This window comes from Rhizobium sp. IY2 (assembly GCF_047532935.1).
Lineage (GTDB): Bacteria > Pseudomonadota > Alphaproteobacteria > Rhizobiales > Rhizobiaceae > Rhizobium > Rhizobium anhuiense.
This window is the reverse complement of the sequence record NZ_JBLKNU010000001.1, coordinates 714,516-728,788: the sequence shown is the minus strand read 5'-3', so window position 1 is coordinate 728,788 and position 14,273 is coordinate 714,516. Positions and strand designations below refer to the sequence as shown.

Sequence of the window (14,273 nt, the reverse complement as noted above, 5' to 3'; positions counted from 1 at the left end):
CAAAGGACGATATATGAAGAGACGGACCCTTGTGCTTGGAGGTGCGGCGATCGTTGCATCGTCCGTCGCGGCGGTAGCGATCTGGCCCCGGCGGCATATCACGGTCGCCGCCAGGACATTCGACTGGAAGGGGACGGATTTCCTGAGCGGCGGCACCAAATCGGTCGCCTTGGAAAAGCTGCCCGTCCCGCTCTTCCGCAGCCGTCCGAATTGCGTCGTCACCGTCGCTCAGACTCTTGGCCCCTGCCACGTCAACAATATTCCCGCCCGTCAGGACGTCTCGGAAGGAAAGGCTGGACTGCCCTTGCGGTTGGCCGTCCGGATCGTCCATGCAGCCGATTGCCGGCCGGTCGAGAATGCCGATATCGAAATCTGGCATACGGATCACCGCGGCATCTATTCCGGCCGCGAGGCTGCGAAGATGTGTACACTTGGCGATGCCGAGGCGATCAGCGGGCTCGCCTTTCGCGGTCGCCAGCTGACGGATGCACAGGGGCAGGCAGGCTTCCTGACGGCCTATCCCGGATGGTACCAGGGCCGCACACCCCATGTTCATTGCCGAATCCTCGTCGACGGCAAGGAGCTTCTCGTCAGCCAGATCTATTTCGACGATGCGCTGAGCGACATCATCTATGGCGAGCATCCGGACTATATTGGACGCCCGGCCCGCGATACGCGCAATGACGACGACGGCATCATCCCTGAGGACGCCGCCGATCACATATTCGATTTCGAGAAGCTCGATGGCGGCGTGCTCTCCGCCACCATCACGATCGGCCTCTCTGCCTGAGCGAGGCAGCGGCGGGGCTTCCCACATCCTCGTCGGTGGGCTCGCGCCTATATGCCCGCATACCATTCATAACCGCGATCTTCCCAGAAGCCGCCATTGCCGCCGTAAAGCTGGCCGAGATCGGCGACGGCTTCGATGCCGGTCAGGTATTTTGCCTGCTTGTAGCCGAGCTGGCGCTCGACCCGGAGCCGGAGCGGCGCGCCGTGGGCGACTTCGAGATCGCTGCCGTTCATGGTGTGGGCGAGGATGGTCTGGGGATGAAACGCGTCGACGAGATCGATGCTTTCGTAATACCAGCCGCTGCCGTCGAGCGTCTTTTCGTATTCGTCGGCGCAGTGGAACACAATGTAGCGGGCTTCGGGTTTCAGACCGGCTGCCTGTAGCAGCGCGCCGAGCGGCACGCCGGTCCATTTGCCGATGGCGCTCCAGCCCTCGACGCAGTCGTGCCGAGTGATCTGTGTACGGGCCGGCAGGGCTTTCAACTCCGCCAGCGACAGTTGCATCGGCTTGTCGACCAGCCCGCCGACCTCGAGCCGCCAGCTTGAAAACCGCTGGTTCATCCAGTCGATATAGCGGGCATTGTCGGGCATGCTCGTGCCGTTGGCGCGGAAGGTCGGTGAGATATCGGCTTCCGTGAACTCGCGGGCGAGTGCGTCGTCGCCGAGCAGGAAGCGCTGGGTCTTCATGCTGAGGCCTTCGGCGATCTTGAGCACCGATTTCGTCCGATCGCTTTCGCCGAGCGCATCGCAGCCGGCAAGCCCCAGCGCCGACGCCGTCATGGTCGCGCCGATCAGGAAGCGGCGTCTGGTAATGATGCGGCTCATGATTTCCCTCCCTGGCCGGCGTCGTAATAGCCGGTGATCATCGAGCGCAGATTGTTGAACACGCGCGAGACCAGCACCATCGCCACATGCACCGCGACGAAGGCGACAAGCGAGAAAGCAGTCAGAAAATGCAGCGTCCGCGCCGATTGCCGGCCACCGAACAGGTCGAGCAGCCAGGGCGCGACCGCATTGAAGCCCGGCGACATGGTGAGACCGGTTCCAACCATCAGCGGCAGCAGCACGAAGATCACCGCGATATAGGCGAGTTTCTGCAGCGTGTTGTAGTGGCGTGCCTCAGGCCCCTTGGGAAAGCGCAGCCGGGCGTGATTGACGATCTCATGGCCGAGATGCGAAGGCTTCAGCTCCTGGGGCGCCGGCAACAAATCGCGGCGGAAATGCCGGCTGATAAAACCATAGGCGAGGTAGATGAAGCCGTTGATGACGAACAGCCAGGCAAAAAAGAAATGCCAGCGCCGGCCCGTCGCCAGGTCCCGGTAGCTCGGCATGGTCAGCCAGCTCGGAAAACCTTGCACAGAAGCCTCGCCGTCGACATTCGAAACCCCGAGAACGCCCGTCGTGTCGAAGGTCAATCCGCCCAGGCGTGTCACCCCTTTCAACGCATCGCCTTCCTGCTCCGCTTCCATGGAAATGAAGGACGGATCGTCATCAGCGCCATACTGGCCCCAATAGAGCGCCGGGTGGGCGTTGAATATCTGCAGGCCGCTGAACAGCAGCACCGTCATGCACAGCACGTTTACCCAGTGCGACAGGCGCACCAGCAGGCCATGGCGGTAGAAGAGCGTTCGTCCGCTCGCCATGCCGGCATCGGTCGTGGCCATCGTAGGTCCTCCGGATCGACTTGAAAGGTCTTCTCGAAAAGACGCGGCCGCGGGCAAAATAGTTTCAGCGGCCGCGATCCACTATTACTTCATCGCGTCGCAGGCCTTCATCATCGTGTCCTTCTTCATAGAGTCCTTCTCCATGCCGGCATTGTGCATGCAGTCGGCCTTGGTGCTGCCGGTCGCCATGTTGTCCTGCTTCATCGCGTCCTTCGACATGGCATCCTTAGACATCGCGTCGGTCTTCATGCTGTCTTTCTTCATGGCATCGCTGCTTTGAGCGCTGGCGGCGCCGGCAAGCGACAGGCCGATAACGAAGGTGCAGGCGGCAAGGGTGGAAAGGATCTTGGTCATGAGGGTCTCCTCGGATCGATTGATGTGTCCGCGGCACCCGCCGACGGCTCACAGTGCTGAATTCGATCTTCTTGCGAAGGCAGTTACAGCCTCACGCTTATGTGATAGCGCTGGCCCGTCAGGAGATTTTCGAATCCGCCTGTAACCAAAGCGTCATCCACGCGAATGACATTGCAGACGACATGACGAACGCCCATTCGGAACACGCCCTGAAGATGCTGATGCTTCTGTCCCTCGACGGGGACGAGGCTGCCTATCGGCGTCTGCTCGGCACGTTGCGAACCCTGCTCGTCGGCTACTACGGCGGGCGTATCGGCACCGCGGCGAAGTCCGACACGGAAGATCTCGTGCAGGAGACGTTGCTGGCGCTGCATGCGCGCCGGGCGACCTATGACAGGGAGCGGCCGTTTACCGCGTGGTTCTTCTCGATTGCCCGCTACAAGCTGATCGACCATCACCGAAAACATGGCGGTCGCTACAAGTCGGAAATGGAGCTTAACGAGGAGATCGAAGGCGACTTCAGGGAGGATGCGATTGCAGCGCGCATGGATGTCGAGCGGCTGTTGAACGGCCTGCCGCAGCACCAGCAGGAACTGATCCGTCAGGTCAAGCTCGAAGGGCAGTCGGTGGCCGATACGGCAAGCCGCACCGGACAGTCGGAATCGGCGGTCAAGGTCGGTGTTCACAGAGGCATCAAGGCGCTGGCGGCAAGATTGCGAGGTGGGACGTGAGAGAAACTGAGGACGTGATCGACATCCTTGTCAGAGATCTGAAGCCGGTACCGAGACATGCGCTGGAACGCCGTTTCGTGCTCGCCGTCCTGCCTGCTTTGGCAGTCTCGCTGCTGCTGATGCTTGTTGTCGTCGGCCTTCGCACAGACATGACGCAGGCGCTGACGCTGCCGGTTTTCTGGATCAAATCCGGCTATAATGCCCTGCTCGCAATCGCCGCCTTCGCCGCCGTTTACCGCCTCTCCCGGCCGGATGGCTCGGAAGGCCGCTTTTTCGGCATTGGCGCTGCAATCGTGCTGGCTCTGGCCGCCATGGCGGTCATCCAGCTCGCTTTGTCGCCGGCATCAAGCTATCCCGTGCTGGTGCTCGGCTCCTCCGCCCTGCATTGCCCGCTGCTGATCCTTGCCTTTGCCATGCCCATCCTGATCGCCAATACATGGGTGCTACGCGGCGCCGCACCAAGCAAGCTTGGGATGACAGGCTTCGTCGCCGGCATTGCAGCAGGCGCATCCGGCGCCTGGGTCTATTCCTGGTTCTGCACCGAAAACGGCCTGCCCTTCGTCGTCCTCTGGTATTCGCTCGGCATCCTGTTAACAGGCGCAATCGGCGCCCTCTTCAGTCGTCGCCTTCTGCGCTGGTAGGACCGGCTGTCGGATTCTTGCGCCCCGATACCACGATGCAATAACCAATTTTTCCGTGAAGGAATCGGAGCGGCGCGCACTAATCCTGCATCCGGCATGAAACCAGATGCAGCATTCCTGCGTACTACCCCTCAGGACAGGCAAACGAAGGCAGCGAGGGGTGATGGCATGGTCAGGAAAGAAGGCATAGCACACATTCCCCGGCAAGCCGCCGAACAAGGGCTGGCCAGGCTGATGATGAGGCTGCCCGCGACGCGGGCAACCATCAGAGCAGCCGCGGCGAGCCGCCCCCATCTTTATGAATTGTGCGGCGCCTATGGCGAGGCCTGCGCCGTCCTTGACCGCATGCGCAGGGAAATCTCCGCCGATCCCGCAATCGTCACCGAATACGAGATCATCTGCGCGGAAATCGAAATCGACGTCACCAGGATCCTGTTCAGCGACCGCTGAGACATGCGCTCTCCTCCTCCATCGCCGCGCCTCGGACCGGGCAAGGCGCCGTTTGCTGCCCACATTCCTCTCAGCTCAGCAAGTCATCCACATGGATGGAGATGCTCAGCGTATCCGTGTCGAAATGGTGCGCGGCCCCGTCGGAGATCTTATAGTAAAAAGTCTCGCTCACCTCACCGCTAAGCCCGGCAAGCTTCGTCGCGTCGACCGTGTAGCTATAGTCACCATGATCGTCGACATGGATGGTGCCGTATTGGCCGGTCAGCGTCAGACCGTTCTTGTTGACCAACTCGCCGTCAAAGCGGCGAAGCAGCAGGATCCCATTGGCCGAGCTGTCATTTTCGAGGAGATTGCCATGATGGGCGTCCGCGTCGGCCGAGATTTTCAGGCTGTCATGGGTTGCGACGATCGTCGGGGTTGCGTCCGCATGCGTTGCATCTCCCGCAACGTGACTATCAAGAATCGCAAGCTGGGCCTCTTCGAGCGTCGTGTTGTTGCTGACCGGAAAGGTGTTCGCGGCGATGATGGCCGGGGATATGCTGTAGGGCGTGACATCGCTGGCGATGACATTGTCATGAAAAGAGCCGGATGCAGGCCTGTCGACCTTCAGCGCCGCCTGCGACAGGTCGTCGAAGACATTGCCGTAGATCTCGATACCTTCGCGAACGTAACTGGTGGTGCCGGCAGAGCTGACCGCCACGCCCCATACGCCGTCATGGATATAGTTGCCTGAGATATCGTAGTCCCGCGTATTGCCCTGGTCCCCGAGACCGATGGCATAGGACCAGCTGTACCCGCCATAGCCTGAAATATCATTGTCGTGGATGGCGATATTCGTGCCCGCTTGGGCGCTGATCCCGAAGCCGCCACCAATCAGCGTATTATCCTCGACCACGGCATTCACCGGCCGGATGAGCGCAATGACGCCCTTCGGCGTCGCAGCGCCCGTCTGGTCGAGGTAATTGCCGCTGATCACGATATTGCTGCTGTCGTTCATCTGTACGGCATCTGCCGCGGTGCCGTGGGCGTTGGTGACGGTGTTGTTGAGAAAATTGACGCCGTTGACCTTCTCGATCCAGACGCCGTCACCGTTCACGCCGGTGATCGTGCTGTTTTCGATGGTGATGTTCGAGCCGGTCCTGAACGTGACGGAGCCGGTCTTGGTGGAGCTTCCGGTATTTTCCACCTCGACATTGCGGACGGTCCAGTTCGAAACATAGCCGCCATAGATGGCCGCGCCTGCTGTCTCGGAGATCTTGAGGTTCTCGATGACGATATTCGACGCATAGAGGCTGTGAATGCCGTCGCCGGGGCTATGGATAACCGGCGCGTCGCCGACCCCATAGCTGCCGATGGTGATCGGGGCGCTAGCGGTGCCGGAATATTTCAGGTCGAGTTGGTCGTTGAACACGCTTCCGGCGGCGAGCAGCACGCTGTCGCCCGGCTGCAGCTTCAAGTTTTCCACCGCCCAGAACGATGCAAACGGCGTGTCCACGCTCGTTCCATTGTTGCCGTTGGAGCCTATCGCTGGATTCACATAATAGATTGCCATATCGCCTTGTTCTCGAATTGCCGCGCAGCCGTCTGCATCGGCTGCAACGCGTGGATCGGATGCGGTCGGGGTTAAAGGCCATCAAGAGGGCCTTCGATATTGCCTTCACGGCGGTTGGCAGACCCTGTGGGCGGCCTGCCTTGGTCCCGAGAAACGCCTGGCGGTGGCGGTATATTAAAGACTACAACTTATAAGAAAATAATCTACAGAACAACGACCGAAAGGTGAATGAACCGTATCGCAGCTCGCGACCAATGGTCACCGGCGCTGACAGTGAACACCCTTTTGCAGGCTTTCCGGTGCATTTGAATGCAGCTGCGGTTCATTATGAGACACCGCGACGTTCCGCGGGCAAGGACGAGGTCCGCATCCTGGAAGGCGCTGCCTCCGCCGATGCACGACCGGGTTGCAGCTGCGGCGAAGGTTGTGCCCGTTCCGTCGTTGCCTGAATCCGATCCCGTGGCAACGAACAGCCGGCAAAAACTTACGGTTGAGCTTGAAAAAACGCGTCCGCGCCCCGCACGGGGGCTGACGGCTGCTTATGAAATCCCGGAAACTTTCCGGGATTTCTCCTTGTGTCATTGCAGCCTCGCACCCTCAGCCCAGCAAGTTATCCATATGGATGTAGACGGTCAGCGTATCGCCGTCGGTATGGTGCGAGTTTCCGTCGTTGATCCCGTAGCTGAAGGACTCGCTCACATGGCCGTCATGGTCGGGAAGCTTCGTTTCATCGAGCGTGTAGGCATAGTTGCCTTCCCGGTCCACGTGGATGACGCCGTAGTCGCCGGTCAGCGTGAGGCCGTGTTTGCCGACGCTTTCGTCGCCGAAGCGGCGCAGAACCAAGGTGTCGTTGTCAGAGCTGTCGTTTTCGAGAAGATTGCCGCGATGGGCCTCGCCCGTATCGCTGAAGATCTTCAAATTGTCATGGACGGCGGCAACCGCCGGATCCGCGGACGCCTCCGTGACTGCGGCAGTCTTGGCAACCGGGCTCGCCAGCACCGTTTCGACATTGGCGACCGTATGGTTGTTGCTGACGGTGAAGGTGTGCGCGTCGACGATGGACGGCGATATGGCGGTGGCCGTGGTGCCGGTCTCGATCGTATTGTTGGTGAAGGAGCCGGAAGCCGGCCTGTCGACCTTCAGCGCCGCCTGCGAGAGGTCGTCGAAGACATTGTCGTGCACCTTGATATTCGTGCGGGTATAGCTGGTGCCGCTGGCGTCGCTGATGGCAACGCCCCATGCGCCGTCATGAATGTGGTTGCCTGAAATATCATAATCCCGCGCATTGCCCTGATCGCCGAGGCCGACGCCGAAGGACCAACTGTAACCGTGAAATCCCGATATGTCGTTGTCGCGAATTGCGACATTCTTGCCGGCCGGCGCGCTGATGCCGAAGCCGCCGCCGGTGAGCACATTGTCCTCGACCACGGCATCGGTGGCCCGCACCAGCGCGATCACGCCCTTGGGGCTATCGGCGTTCGTCTGATCAAGATGGTTGCCCTTGATCAGAATATTGCTGCTGTCGTTCACCTGCACGGCATCGGCGGTCGAGCCGTTCGCGCTGGTCACGGTGTTGTCGAGAAGCTTGACGCCGGCGACCTTTTCGATCCAGAAGCCGTCGCCCTTGACGGCCGTTATCTTGCTGTCTTCGACCGTGACGTTCGTGCTGCTCCGGAAGGTGACGGCGCCGGCATTTTCCGACATGCCTGTCTTGGCGATCTCGACATTGCGGACCGTCCAGTTCGTGACACTGCCGCCATAAATGCCGGCGGTCCCGGTATTCGATATTTTGAGGTTCTCGATGACGATGTTCGAGGCATAGAGACTGTGAATGCCGTCGCCGCCGCTGTGGATGACGGGCGCTGCCCCCGTCCCGTAACTGCCGATCTTGATCGGCGCGCTTTCGGTGCCAGAATATTTGATATCAAACTGCTCGTTGAACACGCTCCCCTTGGCAAGAAGCACGCTGTCGCCCGGTTTCAGTTTCAAGGATTCCACTTTGGACAAAGTCGCAAAAGCCGAGTTCTGGCCCGTTCCGTTGTTGCGGTCGGAGCCAGTCGCTGAGTTCACATAGTAGATTGTCATATCGCCAATGTTGCCCTGTTCGTCGGATCGCTAAGTCGCCACGAAGATCGACCGAGATCGGCCGATCGAGCGCGGCGGGGGCAACCGTCCACGGCAAGAAGGCGATAAGATGTTGTCAATGGGGCAACTGGCCGGTTCACGGGCCGTATTCCACAGGCAATGGCCTGGGCGCCGCATAGATGGCAGAAAGCTGCAACTTCGGCCTGGAAAACAACGACTTCGAGGCGAATAAATCGGGGACCTGCTGCGCGGGACTTATGTTAGCTCAAGCTGTTTAACATGCGATTCGTGGCTTCGCTTACGCGCAGCGTATTCGCTCCTCACCCCCTCGCCTGCAAAGCCGCCCTCAACGGCAGCCGCGTCGCCGCCAGCGCCGGCAAGGCTCCGCCGACAATCCCGATCGCAAGTCCCAGCAGGCCCGCGGTGAGGACGACGTCGCTGGTAACGTCGAGCTGGAAGGCCATCTTGGTATTGTTGGCGCCCATCGTGCTTGCCCGCCAGCCGTCGAAGGCGAGCCGCGAGGCGAGGATGCCGACGACCGCGCCCACCGACGACAGCAGTACCGCCTCGACCCAGGTCGCAGCGAAGGCCGGCACGCGGGCGAAGCCGATCATGCGCAGCGTGGCGATCTCGACGGTGCGGTCGGAAACCGAACTCATCATCGTGTTCAGCGCCCCAGCCGTGGCACCGACCGCCATCAATAGCGCAATCGGCCAGCCGAACAGCCGAATGAGGCTCTCCGTGCGCTCCGCCTGCCCGGCATAGAGATCGGCTTCGGAGACTGAGGTAAGTGGGGCGCCGGGAACCGCAGAAAGGCGCGCGCGCAGCGTCGTCAGCGGAAGAGCGGGATCGCCCCGCCCGTCGAGGCGCACGCGCAGGCTCTGCACCTGCCCCAGCCGGTCGAAAGCCGATTGCACCGCCTCCAGATCCGCCCAGATCTCGGATTCGAAGGCGCTGCCGCCGGAGGTGAAATGCCCCACGACAGTCCATTCGACCGGGCCGAGCCGCACCCTGTCGCCGACCGCAAAGCCGGAGAATTCGTCGGCGATACGGGCGCCGACGACGATTTCGCGGGCGCCCTGGGAAAACAGCCGCCCCTGCGAAAGCGCCGCACGATCGCGCAAGCCGGGCCCCAGCGGGTCCATGCCTCTCAGCGACAGCGTCTGCTCCGCGCCGTCGACTTGCCTGACGACATCGACGGGAACGACGATCTCGCGCGACAGCGCCAGCCCGCCCGCGCCATCCCGCACCACGCCGATATCACCAGTCATGGCGGCAAGGCTGCGGATCGCCTCGGCAGGTACATCAGAGCCGATCTCCTGGTTGGTGCCGCCGCCGAGAATGACGGCGATGCCAGGCGAGCCGGCGCCGGCAAGCGCGGCTTCAAATCCCCGCGCCATGGCGAGAAACCCTGCGAGCACCGCCACTACAAGAGCGACCGAGAGCACCATCGACAGTGAGATCCAGAGCCGCCGTGTCAGGCTGCCGAGGTTGACTCTGATCATGAGAAAGGTCTGCTTGAGCACTGATGACATTGAACTATCTCGATCTGAAGGCATTGACGATGGGCAGGCGCACGGCGTTCCAGGCGGGCAGCAGCCCAGTCAGGACGCCGAGACCCGCAATGATGGCGAGGGACTTCGACAGCACCGACAGACTGAAGACGAGGCCGAATTCAGGCCCGATCAACAGCATCGCAAGCTTGGCAAGAAGGAGCCCGCCCGTGCCGCCGACGGCAAATATGAACAGCGTCTCGCCAAGGATCAGCATCATGATCCGGCCTTGGGAAAAGCCCAGCACCTTCATGACGCCGATCTCGAAGCTGCGTTCCCTCACTGCAAAGAGCATGGTGTTCACCGTGATCATCAGGATGGTCACGAAAGCCGCGCCGACAACGAGGCCGACAATCAGGCCGACGTCAGCGAACTGCCGCAGGAAGGCTTCGAGGAACTGCTTTTCCGATTGTGTCCGCGTCTGTGCCGCCGAATTGGCAAACAGCGCATCGATCCGCGCCGCCAGCACGCCGGATGATACGCCCTCGCTCGGGCGCACCACGAAAGTGTCGACCGTATCCTTGTCTCGCGCCCGGGCCTCATTAATCGTGTCGTAACGTGCGAGCATGAAATAAGTGTCGGTGCTGGCATTAGCCCCCTCGAAGATGCCTGATATCACGAAGCGCCAGTCGCGGCTGCCATCGGTCTTCATCAGCTGGCTGGTGACGCCGATGCGCTGGCCGACCGACCAACCCTGAGCCTCCGCCAACGCTTTGCCGACGAGCACTCGGTCACGGCCCTCTTCGAGTGCTGCGATCAGATCAGGCGTCAGTCCAAGCTCATCGCCATTGGCAGCGGCGATCGCGCGCGGATCGACCGCGCTGGTCATCACGATATTCTTCTCGACCTCGACGAACCCGCGCATCCGCGCGGTATAGGCAACGGCGGCGACATCATCGTCCGCAGCGATCCGGTTGAGATAGGCGAGCGGCAGCGGCAACCCGCGGCCCGACTTGTTGAAGACGCCGAGCAGGTTGTCGCTGGCGCCCGCCGCCCCTTGGCTGCCGCCGAGGAAGCTGGCGGTCAGGGCGTAAATCAGGAAGGCGACGCCGACCGAGAACATCAGCAGTGTCGCCCTCAGCCGCTTGCGCCAGGCATTGCGCCGCATGAGCTGGAAGAAAGTCATTGGCCCCTCCCTTGCTGCTCGACGAATTCGCCCTTGTTGAGATGCAACGTGCGCCGGGCAAAGGCGGCGGCCTCGGGATCATGCGTGACCATGATGATCGTCTTCTGAAGCTCACGATTGAGAAAGCCCAGCATCTCCAGGATATCGTTGGCCGATTTCCGGTCGAGATCGCCGGTCGGTTCATCGCAGAGCAGAAGGTCGGGATCACCGACGATGGCGCGCGCAATGCCGACGCGCTGCTGCTGCCCGCCGGACATGCTCGACGGAAACTGCCGCTGCCGGCCCGCAAGCCCGACGAGATCCATGACGGTCTCGACGCGGGCGCGCCGCTCCTTTCGCCCGAGCGGCTTCAAAAGCAGCGGCAGCTCGATATTCTCGCTCGCATTCAGCATCGGCAGCAGATTGTAGAACTGGAAGACGATGCCCATGCCATGCGCCCGCCATGCGGCTCTGGCGCCCTCGCCCATCTGTTCGAGATGACTGCGGCCGATCCTGATCTCCCCGGCATCAGGGCTGTCGAGGCCGCCCAACATGTTGAGCAGCGTCGATTTCCCCGAGCCCGATGGTCCCATGACGGCGACGAAATCGCCGCGCGCAATGGAAAGGTCGAGCCCGGAAAAGATCGGGATCGTCTCCGCACCGATCCTGAATGCCTTCTGGACGCCGCGAAGCGCGATATAGGGCTCTTGCGTATCGTTCATCGCTCTGCTCCTTGCTGATGATCTGTGATATCCGCGGCCTGTGGCCGAACGGTCGCAGCTCCGCCCGCCTGTGAGCCGGAAGCTGTTGTCTCATCCACCACAAGGCGGATGCGCGCGGCCATCGCAGGGCGCATGCCCGGCGGCGACGAAGACAGCGACAGGCGAAGCGTCACCGTTCCCTTCTCCCGCGAAATCATGGGCGCGATCTTCGACACTACGACCGCAAAGGGCCGATCGGGAAAGCCGTCGAGGACCGCCTCACCGGATAGGCCCGGTCGCATCTGCGCGATGTTGGTCTCCGCCACATCGGCATCAATGGCCATGTTTGCCGTGTCGGTAATCACAAGCAGGCTTTCATTCTCCCGCACGCTGTCCTCGCGCGACAGCACGGTGTCGCCGGCATGCGCGGTAAGCCGCGTGACGGTGCCCGATATCGGCGCCCGGACGGTCAGCGCCTCCACCTGCTCGCGCGCCCTGTCGATATCGAGATCCGCCTTGGCCACATTCTGCCGTGCCTGCAGGGCAGCATTCTCGGCAGTGTCGAAAGCAGTCCTCGCCTCCTCCAGCGTCTGCGCCGACATGGCATCGCGCCCGGCCAGCCGCTCGATGCGCGTCAGGGAAGACCGCGCCTGCGCGAGATCGATATTCTTTGCATCAAGCGCCAGTGCCGCCGCCTGCCGGGCGATCTCGGCCCCCCGAAGCGCAAAGCGGGCGCCCGCATCGTCGAGCCGCACCAGCACCTGCCCCGCGGCAACCCTGTCACCCGCCTCGACCTCGACGGTGACGATCCGGCCTTCATATTTGGAAAAGACGGTCGCGGCATCGGGCGCCACGACATAGCCGGAGCCGGTGACCTCCCGGGCCGGCAAGGCCCGAACCGCCGGTGCATCAGCAACAGCCCGCATCCGCTCGGCAGCGGCACCCTCGGCAGGCCCTTGCGTTCCGCCTATTGGTGTCGTCGCCCCGCGCTGAACCGCGAGGCCTGCAAGCACCGTTTCGATGCGCTGCAGCATCTCGGGCCGAGAGAAAAGAACCACCGCGAGCGATGCCGTCGCGGCAAGCGCAAGCATAGCAAGTGGCATCACGCGCCGCCGGGCTTCACGCTCCGGCGGCTCTGTCTTGAAGGCCGCGGGTTCGATCGAAAGCGATCTCAGCTTGGCGGCAAGGTTTCGGTCATGTTCTGATGTCGTGTTCATGCCGACAGAATGGTCGCAGGCTGCAAAACCGCGACCTCGAACACGTTTCCGGCAGTCCTCGATCGCGATTGTGTACGTGGCGTATCTCAGGACGAGGCCGGAGAGCCTCCCACCCCACCCTTCCTCTGCCGCCAGGCAAGCGGTGTCATATCCGTAACCCGGCGGAATTCGCGGTTGAAGTTGGACTTCGTCTGGAAGCCCACCTCGAACATCACCTCGGTCACCGATTTCTCGGTGCCGGCAAGCAGCCGGCAGGCATCGCCGATCCTGTAATCATTGACATATTGCGAAACGTTCTTGTCCATCGCCCGGTTGATCGCCGCCGAGATCTGGCGCGCGGGAATGCCCGCCTTGCGAGCCAGCCGGTCGAGATTGAGATTGGCGTCGCGATAGAGTTTTCTTGCTTCCATCAGCGCATCGACCGTGGCGATGGTCTCCTTGTCCTCGGTCGTTTCGGACTTCGATGCCGTCTCCACCGTCTCGGCCGGCGCCCGGCTTCGGCTGGCCGCCGCCGCCGCAATGCCGAGGATGACGAGGACGGCGAGATTGCTGACGCTGATTAGCGTCACCGCATGCTCGCCATGTGCCCAAGTGAAGTCGAGAAACACGAAAATATCGACTGCCGCCGACAGGCACAGCGCCACCGCCGCGAAGATGATCGCCCGATAGGCCGGCACCGCCCCCTCAAAGGGCGCAAGCCGAAGCGCATCCGCGCCCGGCCGCATCAGAAGCAGGATGGCCAAGGCATACCCGATGAAAACAAGCACCAGCGCGATATCGATCGCCTCCCGCCGGAAGGTGATCAACAAGAGGATGACGGCGGCCGGCGCGGCATGCAGCGCAATCCGCTGCGGCAGCGACCGGCGGCTCGTCCGCACCAGCCTGGATACTCCGGCATAGGCAAGCGGCGGCACCATCGCCGCAATGACAGGCGCGATCATACCCACCGCCTTCACTCCGTAGCCCCAGCGCAAGCCGGAGAGGATGGACAGCAAGACGCTCAGGAGGATCAGTGCCAGAAATGGCCGGTTCGGCGCCGCCTCCTCGTCGCGCTTGAGCACGGTAACGAAGAGGACGAGCAGCAGAAGAGCAACGACGAAGGGAAGCGGAATGAACAGCATGGCCTGGTGGGATCGGAGTGACGAATAGATGCCATCATTGCCGAGATCCTCACTAGGCGCGACCTCCATCATGTTTTAGAACCTGTTTTCGCGTGGGATTTTTGATGACCGGCATGTATTACCGGCCCATCAGGCTCTGAGGCGCACCTTCTCCGACTAACTCCTTCCGCGCGAAAATCTCCACGGGAGATTCGTGAGGGACCGAGGCAAGGACAGCTGGCCGAAGGCCCGAATTCGCCCGGCGGGTGTTGCGGCGACCGCTTTCCGCGTGCCAGCGCCTGCGAAGGCAGATGAAAATATTTCTAAAAAT

General features: G+C 61.9%; 14 protein-coding genes. 4 read left to right on the top strand and 10 right to left on the bottom strand.

Going from position 1 to position 14,273, the window contains the following annotated elements; translation table 11 throughout:
• Positions 1 to 13 precede the first annotated feature (13 nt).
• The gene (locus ACMUVN_RS03515; RefSeq protein WP_132572280.1) at positions 14 to 790 is read left to right on the top strand and encodes a protocatechuate 3,4-dioxygenase; all 777 of its coding nucleotides are present in this window, start codon (positions 14 to 16) and stop codon (positions 788 to 790) included.
• Positions 791 to 837: 47 nt separating this feature from the next.
• Here the strand turns inward: ACMUVN_RS03515 and ACMUVN_RS03510 are convergent, their stop codons facing one another.
• From ACMUVN_RS03510 to ACMUVN_RS03500, 3 genes are all read right to left on the bottom strand, one after another.
• Entirely contained in the window at positions 838 to 1,614 is a 777-nt protein-coding gene (locus ACMUVN_RS03510; RefSeq protein ID WP_132572283.1) for a molybdopterin-binding protein, read from the bottom strand.
• Positions 1,611 to 2,453: a cytochrome b/b6 domain-containing protein gene (locus ACMUVN_RS03505; RefSeq protein WP_414814876.1), complete on the bottom strand. Its 843-nt coding sequence runs from the start codon at positions 2,451 to 2,453 to the stop codon at positions 1,611 to 1,613. Before ACMUVN_RS03505 ends, ACMUVN_RS03510 begins: the two co-directional genes overlap by 4 nt.
• Before the next feature lie 84 nt (positions 2,454 to 2,537).
• Positions 2,538 to 2,807, bottom strand: a complete 270-nt coding sequence (locus ACMUVN_RS03500; protein ID WP_132572289.1) for a pentapeptide MXKDX repeat protein — start codon at positions 2,805 to 2,807, stop codon at positions 2,538 to 2,540.
• A 182-nt stretch (positions 2,808 to 2,989) separates the two neighbouring features.
• Between ACMUVN_RS03500 and ACMUVN_RS03495 the strand changes: the two genes are divergently transcribed.
• The 3 genes from ACMUVN_RS03495 to ACMUVN_RS03485 all read left to right on the top strand — a co-directional run bounded on the left by ACMUVN_RS03495 (position 2,990) and on the right by ACMUVN_RS03485 (position 4,629).
• Positions 2,990 to 3,538: a sigma-70 family RNA polymerase sigma factor gene (locus ACMUVN_RS03495; protein ID WP_132572292.1), complete on the top strand. Its 549-nt coding sequence runs from the start codon at positions 2,990 to 2,992 to the stop codon at positions 3,536 to 3,538.
• Positions 3,535 to 4,179, top strand: coding sequence for an NrsF family protein (locus ACMUVN_RS03490; protein ID WP_047610542.1), 645 nt, complete (start codon positions 3,535 to 3,537; stop codon positions 4,177 to 4,179). The genes ACMUVN_RS03495 and ACMUVN_RS03490 overlap by 4 nt, the downstream gene beginning before the upstream one ends.
• Positions 4,180 to 4,347: 168 nt before the next feature.
• Positions 4,348 to 4,629: a hypothetical protein gene (locus ACMUVN_RS03485; protein ID WP_047610543.1), complete on the top strand. Its 282-nt coding sequence runs from the start codon at positions 4,348 to 4,350 to the stop codon at positions 4,627 to 4,629.
• 70 nt (positions 4,630 to 4,699) lie between these two features.
• Here ACMUVN_RS03485 and ACMUVN_RS03480 read toward each other — a convergent pair whose 3' ends face one another.
• The 7 genes from ACMUVN_RS03480 to ACMUVN_RS03450 all read right to left on the bottom strand — a co-directional run bounded on the left by ACMUVN_RS03480 (position 4,700) and on the right by ACMUVN_RS03450 (position 14,035).
• Positions 4,700 to 6,181 carry a right-handed parallel beta-helix repeat-containing protein gene (locus ACMUVN_RS03480; protein ID WP_132572295.1) on the bottom strand — a complete coding sequence of 494 codons (1,482 nt, stop codon included), beginning with the start codon at positions 6,179 to 6,181 and terminating at the stop codon, positions 4,700 to 4,702.
• Between the two features lie 597 nt (positions 6,182 to 6,778).
• Positions 6,779 to 8,266 (bottom strand): right-handed parallel beta-helix repeat-containing protein, encoded by a 1,488-nt coding sequence (locus ACMUVN_RS03475; RefSeq protein ID WP_047610548.1) that lies wholly within the window; start codon positions 8,264 to 8,266, stop codon positions 6,779 to 6,781.
• Positions 8,267 to 8,586: 320 nt separating this feature from the next.
• Positions 8,587 to 9,801: an ABC transporter permease gene (locus ACMUVN_RS03470; RefSeq protein ID WP_132572298.1), complete on the bottom strand. Its 1,215-nt coding sequence runs from the start codon at positions 9,799 to 9,801 to the stop codon at positions 8,587 to 8,589.
• A gap of 4 nt (positions 9,802 to 9,805) precedes the next feature.
• Positions 9,806 to 10,945, bottom strand: coding sequence for an FtsX-like permease family protein (locus ACMUVN_RS03465; RefSeq protein ID WP_132572301.1), 1,140 nt, complete (start codon positions 10,943 to 10,945; stop codon positions 9,806 to 9,808).
• Positions 10,942 to 11,646 (bottom strand): ABC transporter ATP-binding protein, encoded by a 705-nt coding sequence (locus tag ACMUVN_RS03460; protein WP_047614052.1) that lies wholly within the window; start codon positions 11,644 to 11,646, stop codon positions 10,942 to 10,944. The genes ACMUVN_RS03465 and ACMUVN_RS03460 overlap by 4 nt, the downstream gene beginning before the upstream one ends.
• On the bottom strand, positions 11,643 to 12,932 hold the full coding sequence (locus ACMUVN_RS03455; protein WP_373289055.1) for an efflux RND transporter periplasmic adaptor subunit: 1,290 nt from the start codon (positions 12,930 to 12,932) through the stop codon (positions 11,643 to 11,645). Before ACMUVN_RS03455 ends, ACMUVN_RS03460 begins: the two co-directional genes overlap by 4 nt.
• Entirely contained in the window at positions 12,929 to 14,035 is a 1,107-nt protein-coding gene (locus tag ACMUVN_RS03450; RefSeq protein ID WP_063475139.1) for a helix-turn-helix domain-containing protein, read from the bottom strand. Before ACMUVN_RS03450 ends, ACMUVN_RS03455 begins: the two co-directional genes overlap by 4 nt.
• Between the last annotated feature and the right edge of the window lie 238 nt (positions 14,036 to 14,273).

Coding starts and splice junctions, on each gene's coding strand:
- ACMUVN_RS03515 (WP_132572280.1), top strand. CDS start 14: ATGAAGAGACGGACCCTTGTGCTTGGAGGTGCGGCGATCGTTGCATCG.
- ACMUVN_RS03510 (WP_132572283.1), bottom strand. CDS start 1,614: ATGAGCCGCATCATTACCAGACGCCGCTTCCTGATCGGCGCGACCATG.
- ACMUVN_RS03505 (WP_414814876.1), bottom strand. CDS start 2,453: ATGGCCACGACCGATGCCGGCATGGCGAGCGGACGAACGCTCTTCTAC.
- ACMUVN_RS03500 (WP_132572289.1), bottom strand. CDS start 2,807: ATGACCAAGATCCTTTCCACCCTTGCCGCCTGCACCTTCGTTATCGGC.
- ACMUVN_RS03495 (WP_132572292.1), top strand. CDS start 2,990: ATGACGAACGCCCATTCGGAACACGCCCTGAAGATGCTGATGCTTCTG.
- ACMUVN_RS03485 (WP_047610543.1), top strand. CDS start 4,348: ATGGTCAGGAAAGAAGGCATAGCACACATTCCCCGGCAAGCCGCCGAA.
- ACMUVN_RS03480 (WP_132572295.1), bottom strand. CDS start 6,181: ATGGCAATCTATTATGTGAATCCAGCGATAGGCTCCAACGGCAACAAT.
- ACMUVN_RS03475 (WP_047610548.1), bottom strand. CDS start 8,266: ATGACAATCTACTATGTGAACTCAGCGACTGGCTCCGACCGCAACAAC.
- ACMUVN_RS03470 (WP_132572298.1), bottom strand. CDS start 9,801: ATGTCATCAGTGCTCAAGCAGACCTTTCTCATGATCAGAGTCAACCTC.
- ACMUVN_RS03465 (WP_132572301.1), bottom strand. CDS start 10,945: ATGACTTTCTTCCAGCTCATGCGGCGCAATGCCTGGCGCAAGCGGCTG.
- ACMUVN_RS03460 (WP_047614052.1), bottom strand. CDS start 11,646: ATGAACGATACGCAAGAGCCCTATATCGCGCTTCGCGGCGTCCAGAAG.
- ACMUVN_RS03450 (WP_063475139.1), bottom strand. CDS start 14,035: ATGATGGAGGTCGCGCCTAGTGAGGATCTCGGCAATGATGGCATCTAT.